The following is a 23,518-nucleotide window of genomic DNA, read 5'->3' as shown; positions in this document are numbered from 1 at the left end:
GAGGACACCATGCAGAACAAGCTTTTCATCGATGGCAAGTGGGTCGTTCCGGCCGACGGGGCCACGCTTGCGGTGATCGATCCGGCGACCGGGGAGGTCTTCCACCACATCGCCGCCGCCGGCGCGGCGGAGGCGGAACTGGCCGTGAGGGCCGCCCGCGAAGCCTTCGACAACGGCCCATGGCCCCGCCTTTCGGGTAAGGAGCGCGCAACATATCTCCGCGCCATGGCGCAGGGCATTCGCGACCGCCTGCCCGAACTGGCACGTCTGGAAACCCGCGACAACGGCAAACCGCTTCCCGAATCCGAATGGGATCTGACCGACGCCGCCGGCTGCTTCGACTTCTACGCCGATCTCGCCGAGGAGCTGGATGGCGAGGCGGAAGAGGTGAAGCTTGGCGATGCGCGCTTCGTTTCCAGGGCCGTGCGCGAGCCGCTCGGCGTCGCGGTCGCCATCGTTCCGTGGAACTATCCGCTGCTGATGGCGTCCTGGAAGGTGGCGCCGGCGCTTGCGGCCGGCTGCACGATCATCCTGAAACCGGCCGAAACGACGTCGCTGACGGCGCTGGAGCTCGGTGTCATCGCGCAGGCGGCAGGGTTGCCGAGCGGTGTTCTGAACATCCTTTCCGGCAGAGGCTCTGTGGTCGGGCAGGCGCTGGTCGATCACCCTGATGTCGACAAGGTCGCCTTTACCGGCTCCGGCCCGGTCGGCTCGAAAATCATGGCTGCCGGCGCGAAGGATATCAAGCGCATCAGCCTTGAGCTTGGCGGCAAGTCGCCCTTCGTCATTTTCGCCGACAGTGATATCGAGAAAGCGGTCGAATGGATCATGTTCGGCATCTTCTGGAACCAGGGGCAGGTCTGCTCGGCCACATCAAGGGTTCTGGTGGAGGCCCCGCTCTATCCGAGACTGCTGGCGCGGCTGGTGGAGGAAGCCCAGAAGATCAGGCTGGGGAACGGCCTTGATGAAGGCACGCTCCTCGGCCCGCTCGTCAACAAGGGACAATATGAGGATGTGCTGCGCCATATCGACCGCGCCGTCGAACAGGGTGCGACGCTTGCCTGCGGCGGCAGGTATGACGGCTTCGACAGGGGTTTCTTCGTCGCCCCCACCATTCTTGTCGATGTGGCGCTCGACAGCGATGCCTGGCGGGAGGAGATATTCGGCCCCGTCGTCTGCATCCGGCCTTTCGAGACCGAGGAAGAGGCGATCCGCCTTGCCAATGATTCCCGCTTCGGCCTTGCCGCCGCCGTGATGTCGGCGGACGATGCGCGCTGCGACCGCGTCGCGGCCGCCTTCCGCGCCGGCATCGTCTGGATCAACTGCTCGCAGCCGACATTCACCGAAGCGCCCTGGGGCGGTTACAAGCAGTCCGGCATCGGCCGTGAACTCGGCCGCTGGGGTCTCGACAACTATCTGGAAACCAAGCAGATCACCCGTCTGGTCAGCGAAGAACCCTGGGGATGGTATTTGAAATGAGGTTCGACAGGGTGCTCTTCGGCCGTCAGCAATCGCGGCTCGATCCGAAGGATCCTCTGCAAAATGCCTGCGAGATCGCCGTACAGATCAAAGACGAGGTATCCCTCACTCAGCTCAATGGCGGTTCCGGATCGGGCACAACGGACAATGTGTGTTTGAGACATTTGAGCGCGAAACAGGAGCGTGAATGGCGCACACCCTCAATCTTATAGAGCTTCCTGCGCAGAAACTGCTCATAGCCTGCGGTTCCCGCCACCGCCACCTTGATGAGGTAATCATATTCGCCGGTGGTTAGATAGGCTTCCAGCACCTCCGGAAGAGCGGCCATGGCCTCGCCGAAACGCTCCAGAACCTCGTCGTCATGACGCTCCAGCATCACCTCGATGATAACGGTTTCGGTCAGTCCGAGCTTGGCCTGATCGAGAATGGCGGTGTAGCCGCGAATGATCCCTTCGTCTTCCAGCCGCTTGACGCGCTGCCAGCAGGGGCTCGGCGAGAGCCCTACTTTTTCCGAGAGCTCCGTATTGCTCAGCCTGCCGTTCTTCAAGAGGGTGCGCAATATCTTGCGGTCAATTCTGTCCAGCGGTTTGGTCATGCCGGTCTTCCCAAAATACGTTGCAAAAAAATCTGCCGGCCTTGCGGCCGCCGGCGAAAGAAGTGTTTTCCGCCACGCCGTTTTGCGGCGCCATTCGAAAGCACCTTCGGTCGATCCTTGAGTACCGTACTGCAAGGTACAGGCAGCAGGGAGGAGCAGGCATGGCACCAAGAGAACAGCAGCATTTTCCAAGGCCGAGAACGCTCATCCATCCCGGCATTTCTTCGCCGGTGCGCATCAACAGCCTTCACTCGCCATCTGCCCGCCATGTGCGGCTGTTCATCGCGCCGGGATCCAGCCTCTACGATGGCATTGTGCGGCCGCTTTTCGAAAACGGCATCGAAAATGCCTCGCTCACCATTCTCGGTGGTTATTTCGACGTATTGTCCTATTGCGTGGCCCCACCCGATCCTTCCGGAAGGGCCGTCATTGCCTATACGAAACCCATCGATGCCGGTGCGGCGTGGCTGGTTTTCGGCAATGCCACGCTGGGGCGCAGCATGAAGGGTGAGCCGATCGTCCATTGCCATGCCGCCATGCGCACTGCGGCGGGCGTTGTCAGGGGCGGCCATTTGCTGACGGAATCCTGTATTGTCGGCGAAGGCGGCGTTTCCGCACTTGTGACCTCGCTCGACGGTTTCGTGCTGCAGCAATCCTTCGATCCCGAAACCAATATTCCTCTTCTTCAACCCAGGAACCGCACGGAGCGCGCCGATGAACCCGCATAACACTGTCGAATCCGGCTCCATGGGGCGTGTGGCCTATGCCCGAATCGCGCCCAACGAGGATCTCGTGCTCGGCGTCGAGAAATTGTGCCTCGCCGAAGGGTTCCGCAACGCCTTCGTGCGCGGCGCGCTGGGCAGTCTGGTCGACGCCTGTCTCGGCACCCGCAGCGGCGCGTTCCTGCAGATACGTGGTCCCGCCGTTGAAATCGTCTCCATTGCCGGGGAGGTGCGCGCCCAGCCCGATGGCTCGCTGCGCGCCGCGCTGACCGGCGTCGTCGCCGATACCGAAGGCGCTGTTTACGGCGGTCCCTTCATCGCGGGCGCCAATCCGGTTTGCATGACCTTCGAGGTGACGCTGGAAGAATGGTTGCCTGCGGAGACGCCGCAGGCGGCGTGAGTCGCGGGAAGGCGGGTCGTTGAGTTGCGCGGCGCAACTCATGCGACGGCCCCCTGTCTTTCGGTCAGAAGTAGCTCGAAAGTGACGCAAACGGGGTTTTTGCCGCGCACCAGCCGCCCGCTGCTGATATGTTTGGTGAGATCGACCATCGCAATATCCAGCATCGCCTGTTCGCCGCCCATGGCGGAGGGGCCGATACGGCCACTGCGGATGAGGATTTCGCTGGCATAGGCGCTGAGACTTGTCCCGTCTTCATAATCCGCACCGATCAGGCTTCCGATACCATTGACCTCGGTCTCCCGCAGGCCAAATTGGGCAGCGGCCGTTTCAAGGGCCGTGCAGATATCGGTATTGGGCCGCACCGTGCATAACAGCGCCCGCAGGCCGGCGTCCTTTCGGTTGCGCGGTCGCGCGACGGGGGTGAAGAGGGGGAAATTGGTTTCCTCATCCTGTTGCACATCGAGGATTGCGCCATCCAGCGCCAGCGCCTCAAGTGGCGTTTCTCCGGCAAATTCGGCCTCGAAAGGCAAGAGATGCCCCATGGAGACAACGTCGTCGGCACTCTTCCAGGAACCATGGCAATGCAGAAACGGCTTTCCATCGCGTCGGCCCATATGCAGGCCGGCATCGAGGATCGTACCATCAGGCATGGAAAAGGTTTCGCTGTACCAGGCGGCATGGGCGTCATCGGGTGCGGCTGCGGGCATGACATAATGCAGCCGCTTCATCGGTACGTTTCTCAGTCTGACGTAACCACCCTCGAAACCCCGTTCCGCAAAGGCATCGGCAATCGCTTCATTGACACAGATGCCGGGCCTGGCCGTCAGCGTGACGGGATAGGCATGGCAGCCGACGGCACGAAAGCGTTCGGCTGTTTCCGGCCCGGGATGGACGATGCTGCGCGGAAGCGCCACCGGGGCCATTGTCGTCATACCGCAAGCCCCGCGGTAATGAAGCCGCCATCCACGGCGAGCACCTGTCCGTTGACGTAGCTTGCGTCATCCGACACGAGGAAGGCCACGGCCGATGCGATCTCGTCCGTCCTGCCATAGCGATGCATGGGAACGCGGCTATGCCACTGGCTGCGAACATTCTCCGTGTGAACGGCCTGGGTGAGGGGGGTATCGACCGGGCCGGGAGCGATCGCATTGACCCGAATGCCCGATTGCCCGAGTTCGTTTGCCATCACCATCGTCAGAAGGTTGACGCCGCCTTTCGATGCGCCATAGGCGCTGCGGCCACGATTGCCGCACATGCCGGAAACGGAGCTGATATTGACGATGGAGCCGGAAATCTCGCGGTTCAGCCAGTAACGCGCTGCGGCGCGGGCCACCGCGAAGCTGCCGACGAGATTGACGTCAACGATACGGCGAAATTCCTCGACGCTGGTGTCGACGGAAAGTTTGTCGATACCGACACCGGCGCTGTTGACGACGGCCACCAGTTCAACCGCATGATCGGTGCCGCCTGCCGTCAAGGCGGTGAAAGCCTCTTCTATCGACGCCTCATCCGCCACGTTGCAGACGATGCCGCGCGAGGCATCGATACCGAGTTTTTCGCAGGCCGCATCCAGTGCCTCGCGCTTGAGATCCAGCAACCATGGCTGCCAACCGCGTGCCATCAGCAGCTGCGCGGTGGAAAAACCGATACCGGATGCGCCGCCGGTGATCGCGACAGCCCCTTTTGTTCCTGTCGTCTGTTGTGTCATACCGTCTCCTCCCGGTTGCATGTCGTGCCCGTCAGCCGGTCCGCTTTTCCTCGAAAACGGGCATCTGGCCGCGTTTTTCCAACTCCTCGCGGATCATTTTCTTGGTGATCTTGCCATAGGCGGATTTTGGCATGGCATCCCAGAACACCACGGTTTTCGGCAGCTTGTAGCGGGCCATCTTGCCCTCGAGATAAGCCTTGAGGTCGATGCCGGCGATATCCGCCCCCTCGCGCGCCACGCAGACGGCGATGCCCACCTCGCCCCACACCGCATCCGGCACACCCAGAACGGCGGTCTCGCTGATATCCGGGTGCATGAGGATTTTCTCCTCGATCTCGCGCGGGTAGATGTTCGAGCCGCCGGAAATATACATGTCGGAGGCGCGGCCGGTGATGTAGACGAAGCCGTTGTCATCGCGATGGCCGAGATCGCCGGTGCGGAACCAGCCATTGCGGAAGGCTTTGGTATTGGCCTCGGGATTGTCGTAATAACCGGCAAAGACGGCTGGACCGATAACGCAGATCTCGCCGGTCTCACCCGCGCCAACCTCCTCACCCGCCTCGTTCTGGATCTGCACTTCCATGCCGGTCCGGTCGAAACCGCAGGTGCCGACCCGCGCTTCCGGGCCGTCTTCGGCGCTGTGGAAGGAAGGGGGCAGCACGGTGATGTTGCCGGTCACTTCGCCGAGGCCGAAATATTGCACCAGCACCGGACCGAGTTTTGCCAGAGCCCGTTTCTGATCGGCGCGATACATTGGCGCTCCGGCATAGATAATGTACCGCAGTGATGAGTGATCGAAGCGGTCCACGGAAGGGTCTTCGATCAGCATTTTTAAAATGGTCGGCACGGTGAAGGCATTGGTGACACGCCATTTTTCGATCAGTGCCCAGACAGCGGGCACATCGAGTTTTTCCGCGGCCGGAAGCACGGTTTTGGCCCCGTGCGCCACCTGCACGAGCTGGTGAATGCCCGCACCGTGCGAAAGCGGCGCCACGACGATGGAGGCGTCGCCGGTTCCGGTGCCGGGCATCAGATCGCAGAGATGGTTGGTGATGACGAAAGCCATCTGGCCGTGGGTCAGCACCGCTGCCTTGGGGCGGCCGGTGGTGCCTGACGTGAAGAAGAACCAGCAGGGGTCGTCGCGGTTCACGGATTCGCTTTTGACCGTCTGGCCCAGATGACGGGCCACGATGGAGTCGTAATCCTCACCGAACTCGGCCGGGCCGATGGCAATGGTGAAATCGAGAGCGGTTGCCTCACGGCTGGCTTTGGCATGATCCTGAAAAGCGCTGGCGCAGATCATGCCGCGCGCGCCGCTGGCCTTGGCCAGGTAAGCCACTTCATCGGATGACTGCCGGTAATTGGTCGGCACCCAAACTGCACCCACGCGGAAGCAGGCAAACATGGATTCGAACATCTGGTTGTTGTTGGAAGACTGCACCAGAATGCGGTCACCCTTCTTGACGCCGAATTCATTCACCAGCGCATGGGCCATGGCGTTGACCCGGGCATCCATCCGAGCCCAGGTCCATGTGTTTTCGCCCCAGACGAAGCCGATATTGTCAGGGTTGCGGCGTGCCGCCTGGGTCAGGAAATGCGAGAGATTCATCACCCGTGTGGTGGAGGGCGCGACCCCGCCCGCGGGATGCTGCACGGCACTTTGCATCGTCATTTCACGCGCTCCATGATCGAGACGTAATTGGCAACCGCAGTACCCCCCATGTTGAACACGCCGGCCAGTGAGGCATTGGGTATCTGCATGTCGCCCGCCTCGCCCATCAATTGCATGGCGGCCATGACATGCATGGAAACGCCGGTCGCTCCGACGGGGTGACCTTTCGATTTCAGGCCTCCCGAGGGATTGATCGGCAGGCGGCCGGTCTTCAGCGCCGTGCCCTCCTGCACCACCCGATGGCCTTCACCGGGCTTCGCCAGCCCCATGGCCTCATATTCAATGAGCTCAGCGATGGTGAAGCAGTCATGGGTTTCAACGAAAGAGAGATCGTCGAGGGTAGCGCCTGCAAGCTCCAGCGAACCCGCCCAGGCGCGGCGTGCGCCTTCGAACGCCAGCGGGTCGCGACGGCTGAGCGCCAGAATGTCGTTGACGTGTTTGCGCCCCCTGAAGCCGATGGCGCGGTTGAGCGTCGCGGCGGTTTCCTCATCGGCCAGAATGATGGCGGCGGCGCCGTCGGAGATCAGCGAGCAGTCGGTACGGCGCAGGGGGCCGGCGACATAAGGATTTTTCTCCGATACGGTATTGCAGAATTCGAAACCGAAATCCTTGCGCATATGGGCATAGGGATTGACCGCGCCATTGGCGTGGTTCTTGGCGGCAATCATCGCCAGCTCTTCGGAGCGATCGCCATAACGCTGGAAATAGGCCTGAGCGATGCGCCCGAACTGACCGGCAAAGCCGCCGCTAATATCGGCCTCTTCGGCGCGGTAGCAGGCGGAGAGCAGAATTTCGCCAACTTCCGCCGTCGGCAGCGCCGTCATTTTTTCGGCGCCGACGACGAGCGCGATGCGCCCGCGCCCGGCCTCGATGAAATCCATGGCGCTGTAAAGGGCGGCCGATCCCGTCGAGCAGGCATTCTCGAAGCGCACAGCCGGCGTATAGGCAAGCCGCTCATCGCCCATGGCCACCAAAGCGCCCTGAAAATCCTGCTTTGAGAACCCGTTATTCATCACACCGACGAAAATGCCGTCGATATCGCCGACGTCGATGCCGGCATGGTCTATGGCGGGTGCTACGACCGAAGCCATCAGTTGTTCGGTATTTTCAAGGGTCGATTTGCCGAAAGGCGAATGCGCCCAGCCGACGATCTGCGCTTTGCTCATTTGCTCGTTCTCCTTGTTTGCCGTTTCGTGTCGCCTTCACCGCGCGTGCGGGCGCGGCTGGCCATCATTTCTGCGATGCGCGTTTCGATGCGGGTCACTTCCTCGCGCAGCAGGGCGGCCAGTTCCGGCTGGCGCTCCGGTCGCATGCGGCTATCGACAGCGGCGATGCTCAATGCACCAGCAACCGCGCCATCCGGTGTGCGAATGGCGACGCCGATACCCCAGGAATTGGAAAGGATGAGACCGGGATTGAGCGAATAGCCATTCGCCCGGGTCAACTCGACATCACGGCGCAGCCCATCAAGCGTAATGCCCGGATAGTTCGCGGCGATGAGGCCGCTATTGGCGGCAATGACGCTTTCCACCTCGGCATCCGGCAGCGCCGCCAGCATGGCGAGCGACCCTGCACCGATGCCTAACGGGTGCTCAAACCCGGCCTGAAGCGCGTGGGTGCGCACCGGCCAGGTGCCTTCTTCACGATAAAGGCACAGCGCAAACGTATCACGGCGCACGGAAAGGAAGCTTGAATCCTCGGTGCGGCGGGAAATACGCGTCAACCCGTCCTGGGCCATCTGCAGCAAGCCAAAACGGCGCGATGACAGGCTGCCCAGCACATAGGCTTCCTCGCCGAGATAATATCGCCGTGTTTCCTCGTCCTGTTCCACGAGGCCCGCGCGGATCAGCGCCAGCAGCAGACGGCGGGCCGTGGGCTTGTTGAGCCCGCTTTCGGTGACGATCACGGACAGCGATACGCCGCGTTCGGCGTGCCGCCCCACCATGGACAGCAACGCCAATGCCCGGTCTACCGCACGCGCGCCTGTCAGATCATTTTCTATCGGAACTGCCGTGGCCATATCAGGAAAATGCCCCCACCGCACAACTTTGCCCGCCATCGACCGGCAGGCAGATGCCTGTGATAAATTTCGCTTCATCGGATGCCAGAAAGACGGCGGCGCGGGCGATATCGAAGGCATCGCCCATACGGCCCACGGGCACTGCGGCATTGCGCGCCGCGACCATATCCTCGACGGAGGCGTATTGGTTGCTGATCTGCTTGTAGATCAGTGGCGTGTCGATCATGCCCGGCAGAATGCAATTAGCGCGAATACCCTGTCGGGCATATTGCATGGCCAGCGCCACGGTCGCCTGATTGACGGCGGCCTTCATGGCGTAATAGGCAAAATAGGGATAGCCGGTCCAGCGGATCGAGGCGAGCGAGGAAATATTGACGATGGCCCCGCCGCCCTGCGCCAGCATCACCGGCAGCACCGCCTTGGCGGTGCGATAGACGGAGCCAATATTGAGATCGACCGAGGCGCGAAAACGTTCCTCGTCCAGTTCGACCGGCCCGCCCATATGCGTCACGCCGACATTGTTGTGCAGGATATCGACGCCGCCAAAGGCCTCGCAGGTGCGGGCAACGGTGTCCGACACGGACTGCAGCTCGGTGACATCGGCCGCGACAGCAATTGCCTCGAACCCTTCGCCGCGAATGATCTCTGCCGTCTCTTCAGCGGCGTCAGCGGAAAGGTCGATACAGGCGACATGCGCGCCTTCGCGGGCAAACTGCACGGCTGTAGCCTTGCCATTGCCAAAACCCGGACCTGATGATCCTGCGCCAAACACGAGCGCGCGTTTTCCCGTCAGGCGACCTGTCAAAACAGTCTCCATTGCAATCGTCAGATATAATCGGGTTGGCCCCGCCGGAGGCGGGGCCAGTTATTCAGCGGACCAATCAGGTCAGGCTGGCGCCAACGGCCTTCTCGAGAATGGCCCAGGCTTCGTCGCCATATTTGCCCTTCCACTCGGAATAGAAGCCCGCCTCCTTCAGCGCGGCGCGGAAGAGTGTCGCATCCGTGTCGTTGAAGGTCATGCCCTTGGCGATCAGGTCTTCCTTAACCGAGGCATTCAGCTTCGCCACATCGGCACGCTCATCCTTGCCGGACTGGTTGAGGTTCTTTGCCACAATGGCGCGCAGGTCATCCGGCAGGCGTTCCCAGGCGCGCTTGTTGGCGAGGAACCAGAAGCCGTCCCACATGTGGTTGGTGACAGAGCAGAATTTCTGCACTTCGAACAGTTTGGCGGTGGAAATGATGGCCAGCGGATTTTCCTGGCCGTCGACGACGCCGGTCTGCAGCGCGGTATAGACCTCGGCGAAATTGATCGAGGCCGGCGCCGACTTGAAGGCCTTGAACATCGAAGTCCAGAGCGGGCTTACCGGTACGCGGATCTTGAAGCTTTCAAGATCGGCCGGCGTGGCTATCGGCTTTGACGCGCTGGTGATCTGGCGGAAACCGTTATCCCAGATCGTATCCATGGCAACGAGGTTCTGCTTGGCAATTTCGCCACGCACATATTTGCCGAGATCGCCATCCATGGCCGCCCAGACGGAATCGTAGTTGGGGAAGGCGAAACCGATGCCGCTGATGGACGCATTCGGCACCAGCGTCGACAGGATCAGCGGTGAGAGCGTGAAGAATTCAACGCCGCCGGAGCGCACCTGGCTCAACACGTCGGTATCGGCACCCAGCTGGCTGCTGGGGAAGATGCTGATATTCACCTGCCCGTCGGTCTCCTTGGCGATACGCTCGGCGGCCTCCTTGGCGCGAATGTTCATCGGGTGCGCGGCAGGCAGGTTGTTGGCATATTTGTAATTGTACTGGGCAGCGCGGACGCGCGACACGAAGGCGGTGGCCAGAACGGCGGAACCGGCACCGGCGAGCATGGTACGTCTGTTGATATTCATTGCTTTCTCCTCCCAAAATAAAGCAGTGTCGTTCCTCGGCATGGCGGGCGGCCCGCCACGATCCTAGAGCAGAATGGTCGAAAAACCGGGAATTGCGGCAATCAGCAGCAGGCCGATGACCATGGCCGCGAGATAAGGCCAGATGGCGCCCATGGCTTCATCGGGCGAGACATTGCCGATCTTGCAGGCGATATAAAAGCCGATGCCGATGGGCGGCGCCATCAGGCCGATATTCATGGCGACCACCACGACCATCGAATAATGGATGTCGTTGATGCCCAGCGTGCGGGCAATCGGGAACATGATCGGCGCGAGCAGAACGATTGCCGGCAAACCTTCCAGCACGCAGCCGAGGATCATGAAAATCAGGATCGACACGACCATATAGGTCATCCAGCCGCCCGGCAGATCGGTAATCATGGCGGTGAGCTGGAAGGCGAAACCGCTCTGCGTCAGCCCCCAGGCCATGGCCGAGGCGCAGCCAAGGATCAGCAGGATGGCGCCGGAAAGCGCTGCCGTCTCCACCAGCATGGAATAGAGCTTTTTAAGGCTGATGCCGCCATAAAGCACCGCACCGATAATCATCGCATAGAGCACGGCAATGGTGGAAACCTCGGTTGCCGTCGCCACGCCGCCGCCGACAAGGCTACGGATGAGGAAGGGCAGAACCAGCGCCGGGGCGGCAATCAGGGCTGCCTTGCCCACCAGCGGCCAAGGGGTGCGTTTTGCGCCTTCCATGTTTTCATGCCGCGCCTTCCAGCGGGCCAGTACGGCCAGCACGAGAAGCAGCACCATGGCAATCATGAAACCGGAGGTGAAGAGGCCGGCAATCGATACGCCCGCCGCCGAACCCAGAACGATCAGCACGATGGAGGGCGGAACCGTATCGGCCATGGCCGCACCGGTGGCCAGAAGCGCGATCATTTCCTTGGGCTTGTGGCCACGGCGCTTCATTTCCGGAAACAGCGCCGGCGCAACCGTCGCCATATCCGAAACCTTGGAGCCGGAAATGCCCGAGACCAGAAACAGCGAACCGAGCAGCACATAGGACATGCCGGCGCGGATGTGGCCGAACATCGAGGACAGAAGCTCGACAATCGCCTTGCCCATGCCGGTGGCATCGAGCACGCAGCCCAGCAGCACGAACACTGGCACCGACAACAGAATGATGCCCGACATGCCCTCATCCATGCGCCCGATCATCACGATGGTCGGGACCCAGGTGGTGAAGGTCAGGTAGGCGAGGGTTCCAAGGCCGAAACAGAAGGCGATCGGCACGCCCAGCACCAGAAACACCGCCACGAACAGGCCGAGGAAGATCGCCAGATTAAGATTGCCGAGGGATTCCAGCATCGGGGATGCCAGATAGAGCAGGCCGGAGGCGACCGCGACGGTCAAAAAGGCCGCGATGATATCGCGCAGCTTTTCCCTGCGGAAGAGATTGTTGAGAACCAGAAGCAGCATAAGACAGGCGCCGACCGGCAGCGCCGCAGCGCGGAAGGACATCGGAATATTCAAGGCCGCCGATGTGACCACCCATTCTTCGATGGCGTATTCCATGGCGGGCTTGATAATCGCTGCGAGAAATGTCGCCACCAGCACCAGGGCCAGCGAATTGATGTAGCCGAGAACACGTTGCGGAAACATGTTGAGAAACAGCGTCAGGCGCAGGTGTTCGCTGCGATCGATGGCAATTGCCGCACCCAGCATGGCAAACCACAGGAAGCATAACGACGCCGTTTCATCGATCCAGACGATCGGCAGATGCAGGGCATAACGGGATGTCACGCCCAGCAGAAGCAGGCCGATCATCGCTGCCAGCAGCATGGCCGCCACGGCCTCGACGGGGCGCATGAACCACGAGCCGGTCACCGGCCCGGTGTGCAACAACTCGCCATCGAGCACAAATACGTCGTCATTCGCGTTTGCGGTCATGGTCATCGGGGCCTCCTCTCCCACAGAACAACCTTCGCAATGAAGATGGCCAGCAAAACAGCATGTCCATGCCACGGCCGCGACATCAGGATTCCGTTGTTGCCAGACTGGCCAGACCCCTCCAAAAGTCCTGATGTATCGGTATATCGCCTCCACAATATGGACCGTTACAAAACCATGTATTCGGGATACACAGGAAAATTGGTGAAATCAACAGTAAATAGGCGGATTTGTGTAGTTTATTTGCGTATCTACAAGGTCCACATAGTGGATCATACTTAATTCTGATCTATATTCACGGGTAATGGTGATGCGACGGAATGCCATGCAAATGCCTGCCAGTGCTGATCGTGTCGGGGTCTTCTGGCTGGCAGGATGCGAACAGGGTTGGGGCCACAAAATCAATCCCGCTCCCTGCCTGCTTGACCAATTCCATCTTCGGGATTGCCATAGGTCCCAAAACGGTGATGATGCGCCATCATTCCAGTTCGGATAAAAGCTGCCGTGACCGCTGATCCCTTACATATCCTCAAGACCGTCTACGGTTACGATGCGTTTCGCGGGCGGCAGGCCGAGATCATCCGGCATGTGGTGGCGGGCAACAATGCTTTCGTGCTGATGCCGACGGGCGGTGGAAAGTCGCTATGTTATCAGATCCCAGCGCTTGCTCGTAAAGGCATGGGGCTGATCGTCTCACCGCTTATCGCGCTGATGGTCGATCAGGTCGCCGCCCTGCGTCAGGCCGGTGTGCGGGCCGAAGCTCTCAATTCCGATCTTTCTTCGGAAGAGCGGCGTGCGCTCTGGCGCGATATGCGGGCCGGCAAGGTCGATATTCTCTATGCTGCGCCGGAAACCCTTCTCAAGCCGGATGTTCTGGATGCGCTCCAGCCTATTCCACTGTCGCTGATCGCGATCGACGAAGCCCATTGCCTGTCTCAATGGGGTCATGATTTCCGCCCGCCTTATCGCCAGCTCGACACGCTGATCGAGCGTTTTCCCGATACACCGCGCATGGCGCTGACGGCGACGGCCGATGAGCCCACCCGCACCGAAATTCTCGGTCATCTGGAAATTGCCGAAGACGACGCCTTCATCGCCGGGTTCGACCGACCCAATATCCGCTATGCGATCATGGAAAAGGATAATCCGCGCGCGCAGCTGAAGCGTTTTCTGAAAGACCGCGATGGTGAAAGCGGCATTGTCTATTGCCTCTCCAAACGCAAGGTGGACGAAACGGCCGCGTGGCTGCGGGAAGAGGGCCGCGATGCGCTGCCCTATCACGCCGGCATGGACAAGGCCGCCCGCGAAGAGAACCAGACCCGTTTCCAGCACGGCGAGGCGGTCATTATTGTCGCGACCGTCGCTTTCGGCATGGGCATAGACAAGCCGGATGTGCGCTTCGTGGTTCATATCGATCTTCCCGGCAGCATCGAGGCTTATTATCAGGAAACGGGCCGCGCCGGCCGCGATGGCCTGCCGTCAGACGTGCTCATGCTTTACGGCTACGAAGATATTGCCCTGCGTAACCGTTTCATCGAAGAGTCTGATGCCGCCGACCAGCGCAAATATATGGAGCGCCAGAAGCTCGATGCGTTACTCGGTCTCGCGGAAACCGCGAGCTGCCGCAGGCAGGTTCTGCTGTCCTATTTCGGCGACCGGTGTGAACCCTGCGGCAATTGCGATACCTGCGCCGAGCCACCCGACCTGTTTGACGGTGCCATCGCCGCGCAGAAGCTTCTGTCCTGCATCTACCGCACCGGTGAACGTTTTGGCCAGGCCTATGTCATCCGCGTATTGCTGGGTGTCGAGGATGAGCGAATTTCCCGCTTCGGACATGATCGCATCACCACCTATGGGATAGGCAAGGAGCATGACAATCGCACATGGCGCGCCATTCTGCGTCAACTGGTTGCGCTGCGCATGATTGAAGTGGATTTGTCCGGGCATGGAGGCCTGTCCATTTCCGATGATGGACGGCGGTTTCTGCGGGAAAAACCGGCGTTGATGCTGAGGATACCATCTGCTCCGCGCTCTGCACGGCAGCAGACGCCTCGCAACACGGCATCGACGGCTTTACCGGAATCCGATCGCAGCCTTTTTGAGGCACTGCGTGCGAAGCGTATGGAAATTGCCCGCGCGCAGAACGTTCCGCCCTATGTGATTTTCCATGACAGGACCCTGATTGAACTTGCCACGGCAAAACCGGTTTCGGCGAGGGAAATGGCCGAGATTGCCGGTGTCGGAGACACCAAGCTCGAGCGCTATGGGCCCGCCTTTCTGGCGGCGATCATGCAGCATACCGCCGGCGAGTGACCGGCAGGCAGTCAAATGAAGAGCCGGGTAATGAAATCAGTGTAGTTGCAGTTCGGCGGAGGCTCAGCCGGTCGTGTCCTTGAACAGAACATTCTGGTCGATGAGGTAGCGCGAAAACAGCGGCAGGCTCGCCCCGCCGATTGCCCGTGCCTGGCTGCCCACCGCGCCTTCAACGATTTCCGGCAGCGTGACACCCTGCAGATCGTGGTGTTTAAGGGCAAGGCGGGTGGCGGCGACGATCCTCGTTCTGACCCAGTCGGGAAAACCGCCATCGATGATGACGCTCGAAAAATCGATGATGGAGGCGGCGGCAATAACGGCCTGCGCCAGTGCTGCTGCGGTTTTTCTGATCCAGCTTTCCAGCGGCTCGCCGAAATCGATCCACTCGTCTGGAGAAAACCACAGGGGCCGTGGATCTATGCCCCTTTCGCGCAGCATGTTTTCCAGAACGAAGATCGACGCGATTTTCAGAAGCTGGACGGTATTGCCGTCCTGCCCCTGTACCGGCAGGGGGCCGATTGCACCGGCCGTCCCCGTCTTTCCGGAAAAGAGCGCGGAATTCAGAACGACGCCGCCGCCGATGAAGGAACCGATGAAGATATAGAGAAAATCCGGATAATGCTGACCTGCGCCGAAAACCAGTTCGGCGCCGCAGGCGCTGGTCGCATCGTTCTGGAGAAAAACCGGATAGCTGACGCTTTCGGCAATTTCCGACCGGATGTCGACGCCCCGCCACCGCTCCATTTCAATCTGCGGGGCACCCACTTCCTGCGCCCAGTTCCACAATTCAAAGGGGGCGGCGATGCCGACGCCGGCGATTTTCTCTCGCTCGGCCGGGGAAAGCTTCGATTCGAGCTCCGTTATGCCATCGATCACGAACGGCAATATCCATTCCGGCAGCGGATAAGGGTAAGTTCTGCGCAGCTTGAGCCTGATCCGGCCGACAAAATCCATCAGCACGAGATCGACGCTGCGCCGACCGATCTTTACGCCGAAAGAAAAGACAGCATCGGGATTAAGGCGCATCGGCGTCGATGGCTGCCCGACTTTGCCGCGCAGTCTTTCGCCGCGAATGAGAAGCCCGTCCTTTTCAAGCGAGCGCATGATAACAGAGACAGTCTGCGCCGAAAGGCCGCAAAGTCTTGATATTTCGGCTTTTGACAGTCCGCCGTGACGGCGAACGAGAGACAGCACGAGCCGCTCATTATAAGCGCGCACCCCGATCTGGTTGGCGCCGCCGCTTATATCCATGGTGGTTGGCGACGCCGGTGGCGCCGTCTCGACAGATTGTCTCATAGTGTCATCCTCCCGCCCGCCCTATCCACCGTGACCGATACAGCAGGCTTTATGGCAATCTTGCTATCGCAACGTTAAACGACGCGGCGATATTCCTCCCTGCCGCATATTAGAATGCCATACGGAATTAATAATTCAATCGGATTTATTTATTGACAGCCGTTTCCTTTGGTGGTTCCATCTGGTCAACGGTCGTCGATCTCGGAGGAGACGGGATCGTCGGGTAACCGTCACGGTGCTCAAATATCCATTGGGAGGATCTCATGAAGACCACTGTTTCCGCTCTTCTGGGCGCGCTTGCGCTTGGCGTTTCTTTCGCTTCCGTCGCGTCCGCGGCCGATACCTCGGTTTGCCTCATTACCAAGACCGACACCAATCCCTTCTTCGTCAAGATGAAGGAAGGCGCGACCGCCAAGGCGAAAGAACTCGGCGTGACGCTGAAATCCTATGCCGGCAAGATCGACGGCGATTCCGAAAGCCAGGTAGCTGCTATCGAAACCTGCATCGCCGATGGCGCCAAGGGTATCCTGATCACCGCATCGGACACCAAGGGCATCGTTCCGGCCGTGCAGAAGGCGCGTGATGCCGGTCTTCTGGTAATCGCTCTCGACACGCCTCTGGAGCCCGTCGACGCCGCTGATTCCACCTTTGCCACCGACAATCTTCTGGCCGGTGAACTGATCGGCAAATGGGCTGCCGGCAGCCTCGGCGACAAGGCCAAGGATGCGAAAATCGCCTTCCTCAACCTCACCCCCTCCCAGCCGACGGTGGATGTGCTGCGTAACCAGGGCTTCATGAAGGGCTTTGGCATCGACGTGAAGGACATCAACAAGATCGGCGACGAGAACGATCCGCGTATTGTTGGTCACGATGTCACCAATGGTAACGAAGAAGGCGGTCGTGCGGCGATGGAAAATCTGCTGCAGAAGGACCCGACCATCAACGTCGTCCACACCATCAACGAACCTGCGGCTGCCGGCGCTTATGAAGCGCTGAAGGCGGTCGGTCGCGAAAAGGATGTTCTGATCGTCTCTGTCGACGGCGGTTGCCCGGGTGTCAAGAACGTGGCGGAAGGCGTGATCGGTGCGACCTCGCAGCAATATCCGTTGCTGATGGCGGCACTCGGCGTCGAAGCCGTCAAGAAGTTTGCCGACACGGGCGAAAAGCCGAAGCCGACCGAAGGCAAGAACTTTGTCGACACCGGCGTGACGCTGGTGACCGACAAGCCGGTCAAGGGCCTCGACTCGATCGACACGAAGGAAGGTCTCAACAAGTGCTGGGGCTGATGCCTAACCGTTGAAGCCCGCGGGGGCATTCGTGCCCCCGCCCTTGGACCAGAATGATTTCAGGCACGATCCGGGGGATCGGACAAAGGAACAAACGAGCGCGTCACGCGTCCTGCGGGGATGGCATGGGCGGCTTCACAACACTTTGAAATCTACGCATCATTCTCCTTGGAGATAGGCCCGGTATCAGGGCTGATGCGATGGAGCGATCGGGAGGAAAATCCATGAGCGATCAGCCGGTGCGGGCTCAGCCGCATAATGAATTTGAAAAGGTGCTTTCGGGAAGTTCGACACAGGTCGCCGCTTTCGATACGCATGACAAGAGCGCGCTGGAAAAATTCCAGCACTTTCTCCATTCCAGCCCGGCGGCCGTGCCGCTTATCGTTCTGGTGCTGTCGCTGATTGTTTTCGGCCTGCTCCTCGGCGGCAAATTCTTCTCGGCCTTCTCGCTGACCCTCATCCTGCAGCAGGTCGCAATCGTCGGTATCGTCGGCGCGGCGCAGTCGCTGGTCATCCTGACGGCGGGCATCGATCTCTCGGTCGGCGCGATCATGGTTCTCTCTTCCGTCATCATGGGGCAGTTCACCTTCCGCTACGGTTTGCCGGCGGAGCTTTCCATTCTCTGTGGCCTCGCCGTCGGCGCATTCTGCGGCTTCATCAATGGCGTCCTGGTCTCGCGCATGCGTCTGCCGCCATTCATCGTCACCCTCGGCATGTGGCAGATCGTGCTGGCGACCAACTTCCTCTATTCCGCGAACGAGACGATCCGCGCCCAGGATATCGCCCAGCAGGCGCCGATCCTACAGTTCTTCGGCGCCAATATCCGTTTCGGCAACGCGGTCTTTACCTATGGCGTCATCGCCATGGTTCTGCTCGTCGCTCTGCTCTGGTATGTGCTGAACCGCACAGCCTGGGGCCGCCATCTTTATGCTGTCGGTGACGATCCGGATGCCGCCGAACTTGCTGGCGTCAACGTCAAGCGCATGCTGACGACCGTCTACACGCTGTCCGGTCTCATCTGCGCCTTTGCCGGCTGGGCCCTCATCGGCCGCATCGGCTCGGTTTCGCCGACCGCCGGTCAATTTGCCAATATCGAATCCATCACTGCGGTGGTTATCGGCGGCCTGTCGCTGTTCGGCGGGCGCGGCTCCATCATGGGCATGATCTTCGGTGCCCTGATCGTCGGTGTCTTTTCGCTCGGCCTCAGGCTCATCGGAACAGACCCGCAATGGACCTATCTGTTGATCGGCGTCCTCATCATCATGGCTGTCGCAATCGACCAGTGGATCAGAAAGGTAGCAGGCTGATGGCAAAAGAACCCATTCTCACAGCACGCAATCTCGTCAAGCGCTACGGTCGCGTGACCGCCCTCGACCACGCCGATTTTGATCTCTATCCGGGCGAAATCCTGGCCGTCATAGGTGATAACGGCGCCGGAAAATCTTCGCTCATCAAGGCGATTTCCGGTGCTGTAACACCCGATGAAGGGGAGATCAGGCTGGAAGGCCAGCCCGTGCAGTTCCGCTCGCCGATCGAGGCGCGCAAGGCGGGTATTGAAACCGTCTACCAGAACCTCGCCCTCTCGCCGGCGCTTTCCATAGCCGACAATATGTTCCTCGGCCGTGAAATCCGCAAACCCGGCATTCAGGGCAGCCTGTTCCGGGCGCTGGACCGCCCGGCCATGGAAAAATTCGCTCGCGAGAAACTGTCCGAGCTCGGCCTGATGACGATCCAGAACATCAATCAGGCGGTGGAAACCCTCTCCGGCGGCCAGCGTCAGGGTGTGGCCGTGGCGCGTGCGGCGGCCTTCGGTTCCAAGGTCGTCATCCTCGACGAGCCGACGGCAGCACTCGGCGTCAAGGAAAGCCGGCGTGTTCTCGAGCTTATTCTCGATGTACGGTCCCGTGGCCTGCCGATCGTCCTGATCTCGCATAACATGCCGCATGTCTTCGAGGTTGCGGATCGCATCCATATTCACCGGCTGGGCAAGCGCCTGTGCGTCATCAATCCGAAGGACTATTCGATGTCGGATGCCGTCGCCTTCATGACCGGTGCCAAGGAAGCGCCGAAGGAAACGCTTGCCGCATGACGCTGAAGCTTGAAACTATCGCCGAGGATGTTCTTCGGCGGGCAGAAGGTAAGTCCCGTTTTATCGTTGCCATTGCCGGTCCCCCTGGGGCCGGCAAATCCACGCTCGCGGACGCCCTTTGTGATGCTTTGCTCACGCGCGGCGAGACGGCCGCCGTTCTGCCGATGGACGGCTTCCATATGGATAACGGTATTCTTGAGGAGCGGGGGCTGCTGTCGCGAAAGGGGGCGCCCGAAACTTTCGATGTGCGCGGTTTCCTCGATATAGTTTCGGCTGTTCGTAAAGGCGGGCAGGAAGTCCTCGTCCCGATTTTCGACCGTTCCCGCGAAATCGCCATTGCGTCCGCCCGCGCTATCGTACCGGAAACACGTTTCGTCCTTGCCGAAGGCAACTACCTGCTGCTGAACGAAGCGCCGTGGACGACGCTTTCCGGGAGCTTCGACCTCACCATCCTTGTGGGTCCCTCTGTCGCGGTGCTGGAAGAGAGGTTGCGCAACAGATGGTTGGGCTATGGTCTCGATGCCGCTCAAATCCACGCCAAACTATTCGAGAACGATCTTCCCAATGGAAAAAGGGTGATCGAAAACGCCCGTCCCGCCGATATTCGCATCGATATATGGGAATAGATTAACGCTTTTCCGTTCTTCAGCCGTAACGCGCATTTGCCGTTAAGCCTTTGTTGACCATGTGTTGAATCTTTTTGATCCACAGGGTGGGGCTTTTGTGTGTCTATTCATTGACGCGAAAATTTCCTCATATACTATATGTGGTGTTCGAGGTTCTTCCGATTCGCAAGGATTGGGAGCTAAGACGGGAATTCGGTGCGTAACGCCATCCAGGCGGAGCAAGGCCGAAACTGCCCCCGCAACTGTAAGCGGTGAGCATCGTTCCGATTTGGGCCACTGGGGCTGAAAGCTCCGGGAAGGCCGGAATAGATGTTGTGACCTGCAAGTCAGGAGACCTGCCTTGAGCGCAAACGTCCACGGGCGGGGTGTCCGGAGGAAGGTGTATGACGCAAATGATTTGCGTTCGCCCTTTTCTGCCCCCTCCAGAACAAGCTTCGGGGTGAAGTCATGCCAGTGCATTTTTTTGAGTTGCTACGCTCGTCGGCGTAGAGAGTGATTTTCTGCGGCTTGAAGATCGCCAGGAAAAGGGAACCCGGTTTCCGCCTAGAATGCGACGAACTCTCCAAGCTGCACGTTTCGCCTGAATGACAGATCCATCGCCACCCGATTGCGAGTGCAATCGGCAATGTTGAGCCGTGTCCTAAATCGGCTTCGAAAGGGAAATTATGACCGTCACCGTTTACAGCAAACCCGCCTGCGTCCAATGCACCGCCACGTACCGCGCCCTCGACCGCATCGGCGTTCCCTATGAGATTGTCGATATTTCCGAGGATGCTGACGCGCTCGATCACGTCCGTGGCCTTGGTTATATGCAGGTTCCCGTGGTCGTCGCCGGCGAACGCCATTGGGCGGGTTTCCGGCCTGACATGATCGGCTCGATCAGCTGAGGCGGTGGGGCGATGGGCCTGATCGTCTATTATTCCAGCCGCTCTGAAAACACCCATCGTTTCCTTCTGAAACTGGGACGGCGATTGTTTCGCCTGCCGCTCGGCGCGGAGGATGACGTGCCTCAGGTATCGGAGCCCTATGTGCTCGTTACCCCCACCTATGGCGGCGGCGGCACAAAAGGGGCCGTGCCGAAACCGGTGATCCGGTTCTTGAACGATCCCTCCAACAGAAATCTCATTCGCGGCGTCATCGCGGCGGGCAACACGAATTTTGGCGCAGCTTTCGCATCCGCCGGAGATATCGTCTCGCGCAAATGCGCAGTGCCGTTTCTCTATCGCTTCGAGCTTCTCGGCACGGAGGAAGATGTCGCCAACGTCAAACATGGATTGGAACGATTTTGGACACGCTGACCTCGAGCGCGCTGCGCAAGGACGCCAAACAGCCGGTAGCCGCAAGCCAGAAACCGCTCGATGCGGCCCTGGACTACCACGCACTGAACGCGATGCTGAACCTTTATGACGAGAACGGAAAGATCCAGCTCGACAAGGATCGCCTCGCCGCCCGGCAATATTTCCTCCAGCACGTCAACCAGAATACGGTGTTTTTCCATAACCTCAGGGAAAAACTCGATTATCTGGTGACGGAGGGATATTATGAGCAGGAGGTGCTGGATCAGTACTCCTTCAATTTCGTCCGCGACCTCTATGACGAGGCTTATGCCCGGAAATTCCGCTTCCCGACCTTTCTCGGCGCCTTCAAATATTACACCTCCTACACGCTGAAGACCTTCGACGGAAAACGTTATCTCGAGCGTTATGAGGATCGCGTCTGCATGGTGGCGCTGGCTCTCGCGCGCGGTGACGAACAGCTTGCCCGCGACCTGATGGACGAGATCATTTCCGGCCGCTTCCAGCCGGCGACCCCGACGTTCCTGAACGCTGGCAAGAAGAGCCGCGGTGAGCTGGTCTCATGTTTTCTGCTGCGCGTGGAAGACAATATGGAAAGCATCGGCCGCTCCATCAATTCGGCGCTGCAGCTTTCCAAGCGCGGCGGCGGCGTGGCGCTGTCGCTCACCAATATTCGCGAATTCGGAGCGCCGATCAAGCAGATCGAAAACCAGTCTTCCGGCGTCATTCCTGTCATGAAGTTGCTGGAAGATTCGTTTTCCTACGCCAACCAGCTGGGTGCACGCCAGGGCGCCGGCGCGGTCTATCTGCACGCCCACCACCCTGACATCATGCGCTTTCTCGATACCAAGCGTGAAAATGCCGACGAAAAGATCCGTATCAAGACCCTGTCGCTCGGCGTGGTGATCCCTGACATCACCTTCGAACTCGCCCGCAACAATGAGGATATGTACCTGTTTTCGCCCTATGATGTGGAGCGGGTCTATGGCGTGCCATTGACGGAGATTTCGGTTACCGAAAAATATCACGAGATGGTCGCCGACAGCCGCATCCGCAAGAAGAAGATCAAGGCGCGCGAATTCTTCCAGGTGATCGCCGAAATCCAGTTCGAGAGCGGTTATCCCTACATCATGTTCGAAGATACGGTGAACCGCGCCAATCCGGTCGCCGGCCGTATCAGCATGAGTAATCTCTGCTCGGAAATCCTGCAGGTCAGCGAGGCGAGCGAGTTCAATACCGATCTCTCCTACAGCCACATGGGCAAGGATATTTCGTGCAATCTCGGTTCGCTCAACATCGCCTCGGCGATGGATTCGGCCGATTTCGGCAAGACCATCGAGACCTCCATCCGGGCGCTGACCGCGGTGTCGGACATGAGCCATATATCCTCCGTTCCCTCGGTGGAAAAGGGCAATGATGCCAGTCACGCCATCGGGCTTGGCCAGATGAACCTGCACGGTTATCTGGCACGCGAGCGCATCTTTTATGGATCCGAAGAAGGTATCGACTTCACCAATATCTATTTCTACACGGTGACCTATCACGCCATCCGCGCCAGCAACCGGCTGGCGGTGGAAAGGGGCCAGAGCTTCAAGGGCTTTGAGAACTCCAAATACGCCTCGGGCGACTATTTCGACAAATATACCGACCGGGAATGGTTGCCTGCGACGGAAAAGGTTCGTGAGCTGTTCGAAAAGGCCGGCATTGCCATTCCGACACAGGAGGACTGGAGGGCTTTGAAGCAGGAGGTCATGGCATCAGGCCTCTATAACCAGAACCTGCAGGCCGTGCCGCCCACTGGCTCGATCTCCTATATCAACCACTCCACCTCTTCGATCCATCCGATCGTCTCGAAGATCGAAATCCGCAAAGAGGGCAAGATTGGCCGCGTTTATTACCCGGCTTCCTATCTCTCGAACGACAACCTCGAATACTACCAGGATGCCTACGAAATCGGACCGGAAAAGATCATCGACACCTATGCGGCGGCCACCCAGCATGTCGATCAGGGCCTGTCGCTGACGCTGTTCTTCCGCGATACGGCGACGACGCGTGATATCAACCGGGCACAGATCTACGCCTGGAAGAAGGGCATCAAGACCATCTACTACATTCGTTTGCGCCAGATGGCGCTGGAAGGCACGCAGGTTCAGGGCTGCGTTTCCTGCACGCTCTGATTTGAGGGACAAG

General features: G+C 59.7%; 21 protein-coding genes and 1 riboswitch. Of the genes, 11 read left to right on the top strand and 10 right to left on the bottom strand.

Translation table 11 applies throughout. From position 1 onward, the window contains the following. The first annotated feature begins 9 nt into the window (after positions 1–9). A complete protein-coding gene (locus AC5YUO_RS07690) occupies positions 10–1,479 on the top strand; it encodes an aldehyde dehydrogenase family protein (RefSeq protein WP_496152883.1) in 1,470 nt (489 codons plus the stop codon). 109 nt (positions 1,480–1,588) lie between these two features. Here the strand turns inward: AC5YUO_RS07690 and AC5YUO_RS07685 are convergent, their stop codons facing one another. Next, positions 1,589–2,074 carry an Lrp/AsnC family transcriptional regulator gene (locus tag AC5YUO_RS07685; RefSeq protein WP_400815713.1) on the bottom strand — a complete coding sequence of 162 codons (486 nt, stop codon included), beginning with the start codon at positions 2,072–2,074 and terminating at the stop codon, positions 1,589–1,591. A 161-nt stretch (positions 2,075–2,235) separates the two neighbouring features. Here AC5YUO_RS07685 and AC5YUO_RS07680 point away from each other — a divergent pair, with 161 nt between their 5' ends. Continuing rightward, positions 2,236–2,802, top strand: a complete 567-nt coding sequence (locus AC5YUO_RS07680) for a PPC domain-containing DNA-binding protein (RefSeq protein ID WP_496152882.1) — start codon at positions 2,236–2,238, stop codon at positions 2,800–2,802. Continuing rightward, the gene (locus AC5YUO_RS07675; RefSeq protein ID WP_496152881.1) at positions 2,789–3,196 is read left to right on the top strand and encodes a PPC domain-containing DNA-binding protein; all 408 of its coding nucleotides are present in this window, start codon (positions 2,789–2,791) and stop codon (positions 3,194–3,196) included. The genes AC5YUO_RS07680 and AC5YUO_RS07675 overlap by 14 nt, the downstream gene beginning before the upstream one ends. Positions 3,197–3,234: 38 nt before the next feature. Here the strand turns inward: AC5YUO_RS07675 and AC5YUO_RS07670 are convergent, their stop codons facing one another. The 8 genes from AC5YUO_RS07670 to AC5YUO_RS07635 all read right to left on the bottom strand — a co-directional run bounded on the left by AC5YUO_RS07670 (position 3,235) and on the right by AC5YUO_RS07635 (position 12,429). Continuing rightward, a complete protein-coding gene (locus tag AC5YUO_RS07670) occupies positions 3,235–4,128 on the bottom strand; it encodes a PPC domain-containing DNA-binding protein (RefSeq protein ID WP_496152880.1) in 894 nt (297 codons plus the stop codon). Beyond that, positions 4,125–4,904, bottom strand: coding sequence for an SDR family NAD(P)-dependent oxidoreductase (locus AC5YUO_RS07665; RefSeq protein WP_496152879.1), 780 nt, complete (start codon positions 4,902–4,904; stop codon positions 4,125–4,127). Before AC5YUO_RS07665 ends, AC5YUO_RS07670 begins: the two co-directional genes overlap by 4 nt. 31 nt (positions 4,905–4,935) lie before the next feature. Further along, a complete protein-coding gene (locus AC5YUO_RS07660) occupies positions 4,936–6,576 on the bottom strand; it encodes an acyl-CoA synthetase (RefSeq protein WP_496152878.1) in 1,641 nt (546 codons plus the stop codon). After that, a complete protein-coding gene (locus AC5YUO_RS07655) occupies positions 6,573–7,742 on the bottom strand; it encodes an acetyl-CoA acetyltransferase (RefSeq protein ID WP_496152877.1) in 1,170 nt (389 codons plus the stop codon). Before AC5YUO_RS07655 ends, AC5YUO_RS07660 begins: the two co-directional genes overlap by 4 nt. Then, positions 7,739–8,596: an IclR family transcriptional regulator gene (locus tag AC5YUO_RS07650; RefSeq protein ID WP_400815729.1), complete on the bottom strand. Its 858-nt coding sequence runs from the start codon at positions 8,594–8,596 to the stop codon at positions 7,739–7,741. The genes AC5YUO_RS07655 and AC5YUO_RS07650 overlap by 4 nt, the downstream gene beginning before the upstream one ends. 1 nt (position 8,597) lies before the next feature. Continuing rightward, positions 8,598–9,401, bottom strand: a complete 804-nt coding sequence (locus tag AC5YUO_RS07645; RefSeq protein WP_496152876.1) for an SDR family NAD(P)-dependent oxidoreductase — start codon at positions 9,399–9,401, stop codon at positions 8,598–8,600. 76 nt (positions 9,402–9,477) lie between these two features. After that, on the bottom strand, positions 9,478–10,488 hold the full coding sequence (locus AC5YUO_RS07640; RefSeq protein WP_496152875.1) for a TRAP transporter substrate-binding protein: 1,011 nt from the start codon (positions 10,486–10,488) through the stop codon (positions 9,478–9,480). A gap of 63 nt (positions 10,489–10,551) precedes the next feature. Further along, positions 10,552–12,429: a TRAP transporter large permease subunit gene (locus AC5YUO_RS07635; RefSeq protein ID WP_496152874.1), complete on the bottom strand. Its 1,878-nt coding sequence runs from the start codon at positions 12,427–12,429 to the stop codon at positions 10,552–10,554. A gap of 498 nt (positions 12,430–12,927) precedes the next feature. Between AC5YUO_RS07635 and recQ the strand changes: the two genes are divergently transcribed. Then, on the top strand, positions 12,928–14,736 hold the full coding sequence (recQ, locus tag AC5YUO_RS07630; protein WP_496152873.1) for a DNA helicase RecQ: 1,809 nt from the start codon (positions 12,928–12,930) through the stop codon (positions 14,734–14,736). 63 nt (positions 14,737–14,799) lie between these two features. Here recQ and AC5YUO_RS07625 read toward each other — a convergent pair whose 3' ends face one another. Further along, complete coding sequence (locus AC5YUO_RS07625) at positions 14,800–16,032, bottom strand: ROK family transcriptional regulator (RefSeq protein ID WP_496152872.1); 1,233 nt, start codon at positions 16,030–16,032, stop codon at positions 14,800–14,802. Between the two features lie 263 nt (positions 16,033–16,295). On the opposite strand from AC5YUO_RS07625, the gene AC5YUO_RS07620 reads away from it, so the two are divergent. The 7 genes from AC5YUO_RS07620 (at position 16,296) to nrdE (ending at position 23,505) form a co-directional block, all read left to right on the top strand. Continuing rightward, on the top strand, positions 16,296–17,318 hold the full coding sequence (locus AC5YUO_RS07620) for a sugar ABC transporter substrate-binding protein (RefSeq protein WP_003524279.1): 1,023 nt from the start codon (positions 16,296–16,298) through the stop codon (positions 17,316–17,318). A gap of 224 nt (positions 17,319–17,542) precedes the next feature. After that, positions 17,543–18,625, top strand: coding sequence for an ABC transporter permease (locus AC5YUO_RS07615; protein WP_496152871.1), 1,083 nt, complete (start codon positions 17,543–17,545; stop codon positions 18,623–18,625). Beyond that, positions 18,625–19,407 carry an ATP-binding cassette domain-containing protein gene (locus AC5YUO_RS07610; RefSeq protein WP_003524281.1) on the top strand — a complete coding sequence of 261 codons (783 nt, stop codon included), beginning with the start codon at positions 18,625–18,627 and terminating at the stop codon, positions 19,405–19,407. The genes AC5YUO_RS07615 and AC5YUO_RS07610 overlap by 1 nt, the downstream gene beginning before the upstream one ends. Further along, positions 19,404–20,033 (top strand): nucleoside triphosphate hydrolase, encoded by a 630-nt coding sequence (locus AC5YUO_RS07605; protein WP_496152870.1) that lies wholly within the window; start codon positions 19,404–19,406, stop codon positions 20,031–20,033. Before AC5YUO_RS07610 ends, AC5YUO_RS07605 begins: the two co-directional genes overlap by 4 nt. A gap of 133 nt (positions 20,034–20,166) precedes the next feature. Further along, a riboswitch (cobalamin riboswitch) is annotated at positions 20,167–20,390 on the top strand. Between the two features lie 308 nt (positions 20,391–20,698). Continuing rightward, positions 20,699–20,920, top strand: coding sequence for a glutaredoxin-like protein NrdH (nrdH, locus tag AC5YUO_RS07600; protein WP_003524283.1), 222 nt, complete (start codon positions 20,699–20,701; stop codon positions 20,918–20,920). 12 nt (positions 20,921–20,932) lie between these two features. Beyond that, positions 20,933–21,331, top strand: a complete 399-nt coding sequence (gene nrdI, locus AC5YUO_RS07595; RefSeq protein WP_496152869.1) for a class Ib ribonucleoside-diphosphate reductase assembly flavoprotein NrdI — start codon at positions 20,933–20,935, stop codon at positions 21,329–21,331. Continuing rightward, positions 21,319–23,505, top strand: coding sequence for a class 1b ribonucleoside-diphosphate reductase subunit alpha (gene nrdE / locus AC5YUO_RS07590; protein WP_496152868.1), 2,187 nt, complete (start codon positions 21,319–21,321; stop codon positions 23,503–23,505). The genes nrdI and nrdE overlap by 13 nt, the downstream gene beginning before the upstream one ends. The last annotated feature ends 13 nt before the right edge of the window (positions 23,506–23,518 follow it).

The organism is Agrobacterium sp. LEGMi-208b, from assembly GCF_059511785.1.
The sequence above is the reverse complement of the archived record's forward strand: the minus strand, read 5'-3'. Positions and strand labels throughout refer to the sequence as shown.

Coding starts and splice junctions, on each gene's coding strand:
- AC5YUO_RS07680 (WP_496152882.1), top strand. CDS start 2,236: ATGGCACCAAGAGAACAGCAGCATTTTCCAAGGCCGAGAACGCTCATC.
- AC5YUO_RS07605 (WP_496152870.1), top strand. CDS start 19,404: ATGACGCTGAAGCTTGAAACTATCGCCGAGGATGTTCTTCGGCGGGCA.
- nrdI (WP_496152869.1), top strand. CDS start 20,933: ATGGGCCTGATCGTCTATTATTCCAGCCGCTCTGAAAACACCCATCGT.
- AC5YUO_RS07650 (WP_400815729.1), bottom strand. CDS start 8,596: ATGGCCACGGCAGTTCCGATAGAAAATGATCTGACAGGCGCGCGTGCG.
- AC5YUO_RS07615 (WP_496152871.1), top strand. CDS start 17,543: ATGAGCGATCAGCCGGTGCGGGCTCAGCCGCATAATGAATTTGAAAAG.
- AC5YUO_RS07670 (WP_496152880.1), bottom strand. CDS start 4,128: ATGACGACAATGGCCCCGGTGGCGCTTCCGCGCAGCATCGTCCATCCC.
- AC5YUO_RS07625 (WP_496152872.1), bottom strand. CDS start 16,032: ATGAGACAATCTGTCGAGACGGCGCCACCGGCGTCGCCAACCACCATG.
- nrdH (WP_003524283.1), top strand. CDS start 20,699: ATGACCGTCACCGTTTACAGCAAACCCGCCTGCGTCCAATGCACCGCC.
- AC5YUO_RS07635 (WP_496152874.1), bottom strand. CDS start 12,429: ATGACCATGACCGCAAACGCGAATGACGACGTATTTGTGCTCGATGGC.
- AC5YUO_RS07685 (WP_400815713.1), bottom strand. CDS start 2,074: ATGACCAAACCGCTGGACAGAATTGACCGCAAGATATTGCGCACCCTC.
- AC5YUO_RS07675 (WP_496152881.1), top strand. CDS start 2,789: ATGAACCCGCATAACACTGTCGAATCCGGCTCCATGGGGCGTGTGGCC.
- AC5YUO_RS07620 (WP_003524279.1), top strand. CDS start 16,296: ATGAAGACCACTGTTTCCGCTCTTCTGGGCGCGCTTGCGCTTGGCGTT.
- AC5YUO_RS07640 (WP_496152875.1), bottom strand. CDS start 10,488: ATGAATATCAACAGACGTACCATGCTCGCCGGTGCCGGTTCCGCCGTT.
- AC5YUO_RS07690 (WP_496152883.1), top strand. CDS start 10: ATGCAGAACAAGCTTTTCATCGATGGCAAGTGGGTCGTTCCGGCCGAC.
- AC5YUO_RS07655 (WP_496152877.1), bottom strand. CDS start 7,742: ATGAGCAAAGCGCAGATCGTCGGCTGGGCGCATTCGCCTTTCGGCAAA.
- AC5YUO_RS07665 (WP_496152879.1), bottom strand. CDS start 4,904: ATGACACAACAGACGACAGGAACAAAAGGGGCTGTCGCGATCACCGGC.
- AC5YUO_RS07660 (WP_496152878.1), bottom strand. CDS start 6,576: ATGACGATGCAAAGTGCCGTGCAGCATCCCGCGGGCGGGGTCGCGCCC.
- AC5YUO_RS07610 (WP_003524281.1), top strand. CDS start 18,625: ATGGCAAAAGAACCCATTCTCACAGCACGCAATCTCGTCAAGCGCTAC.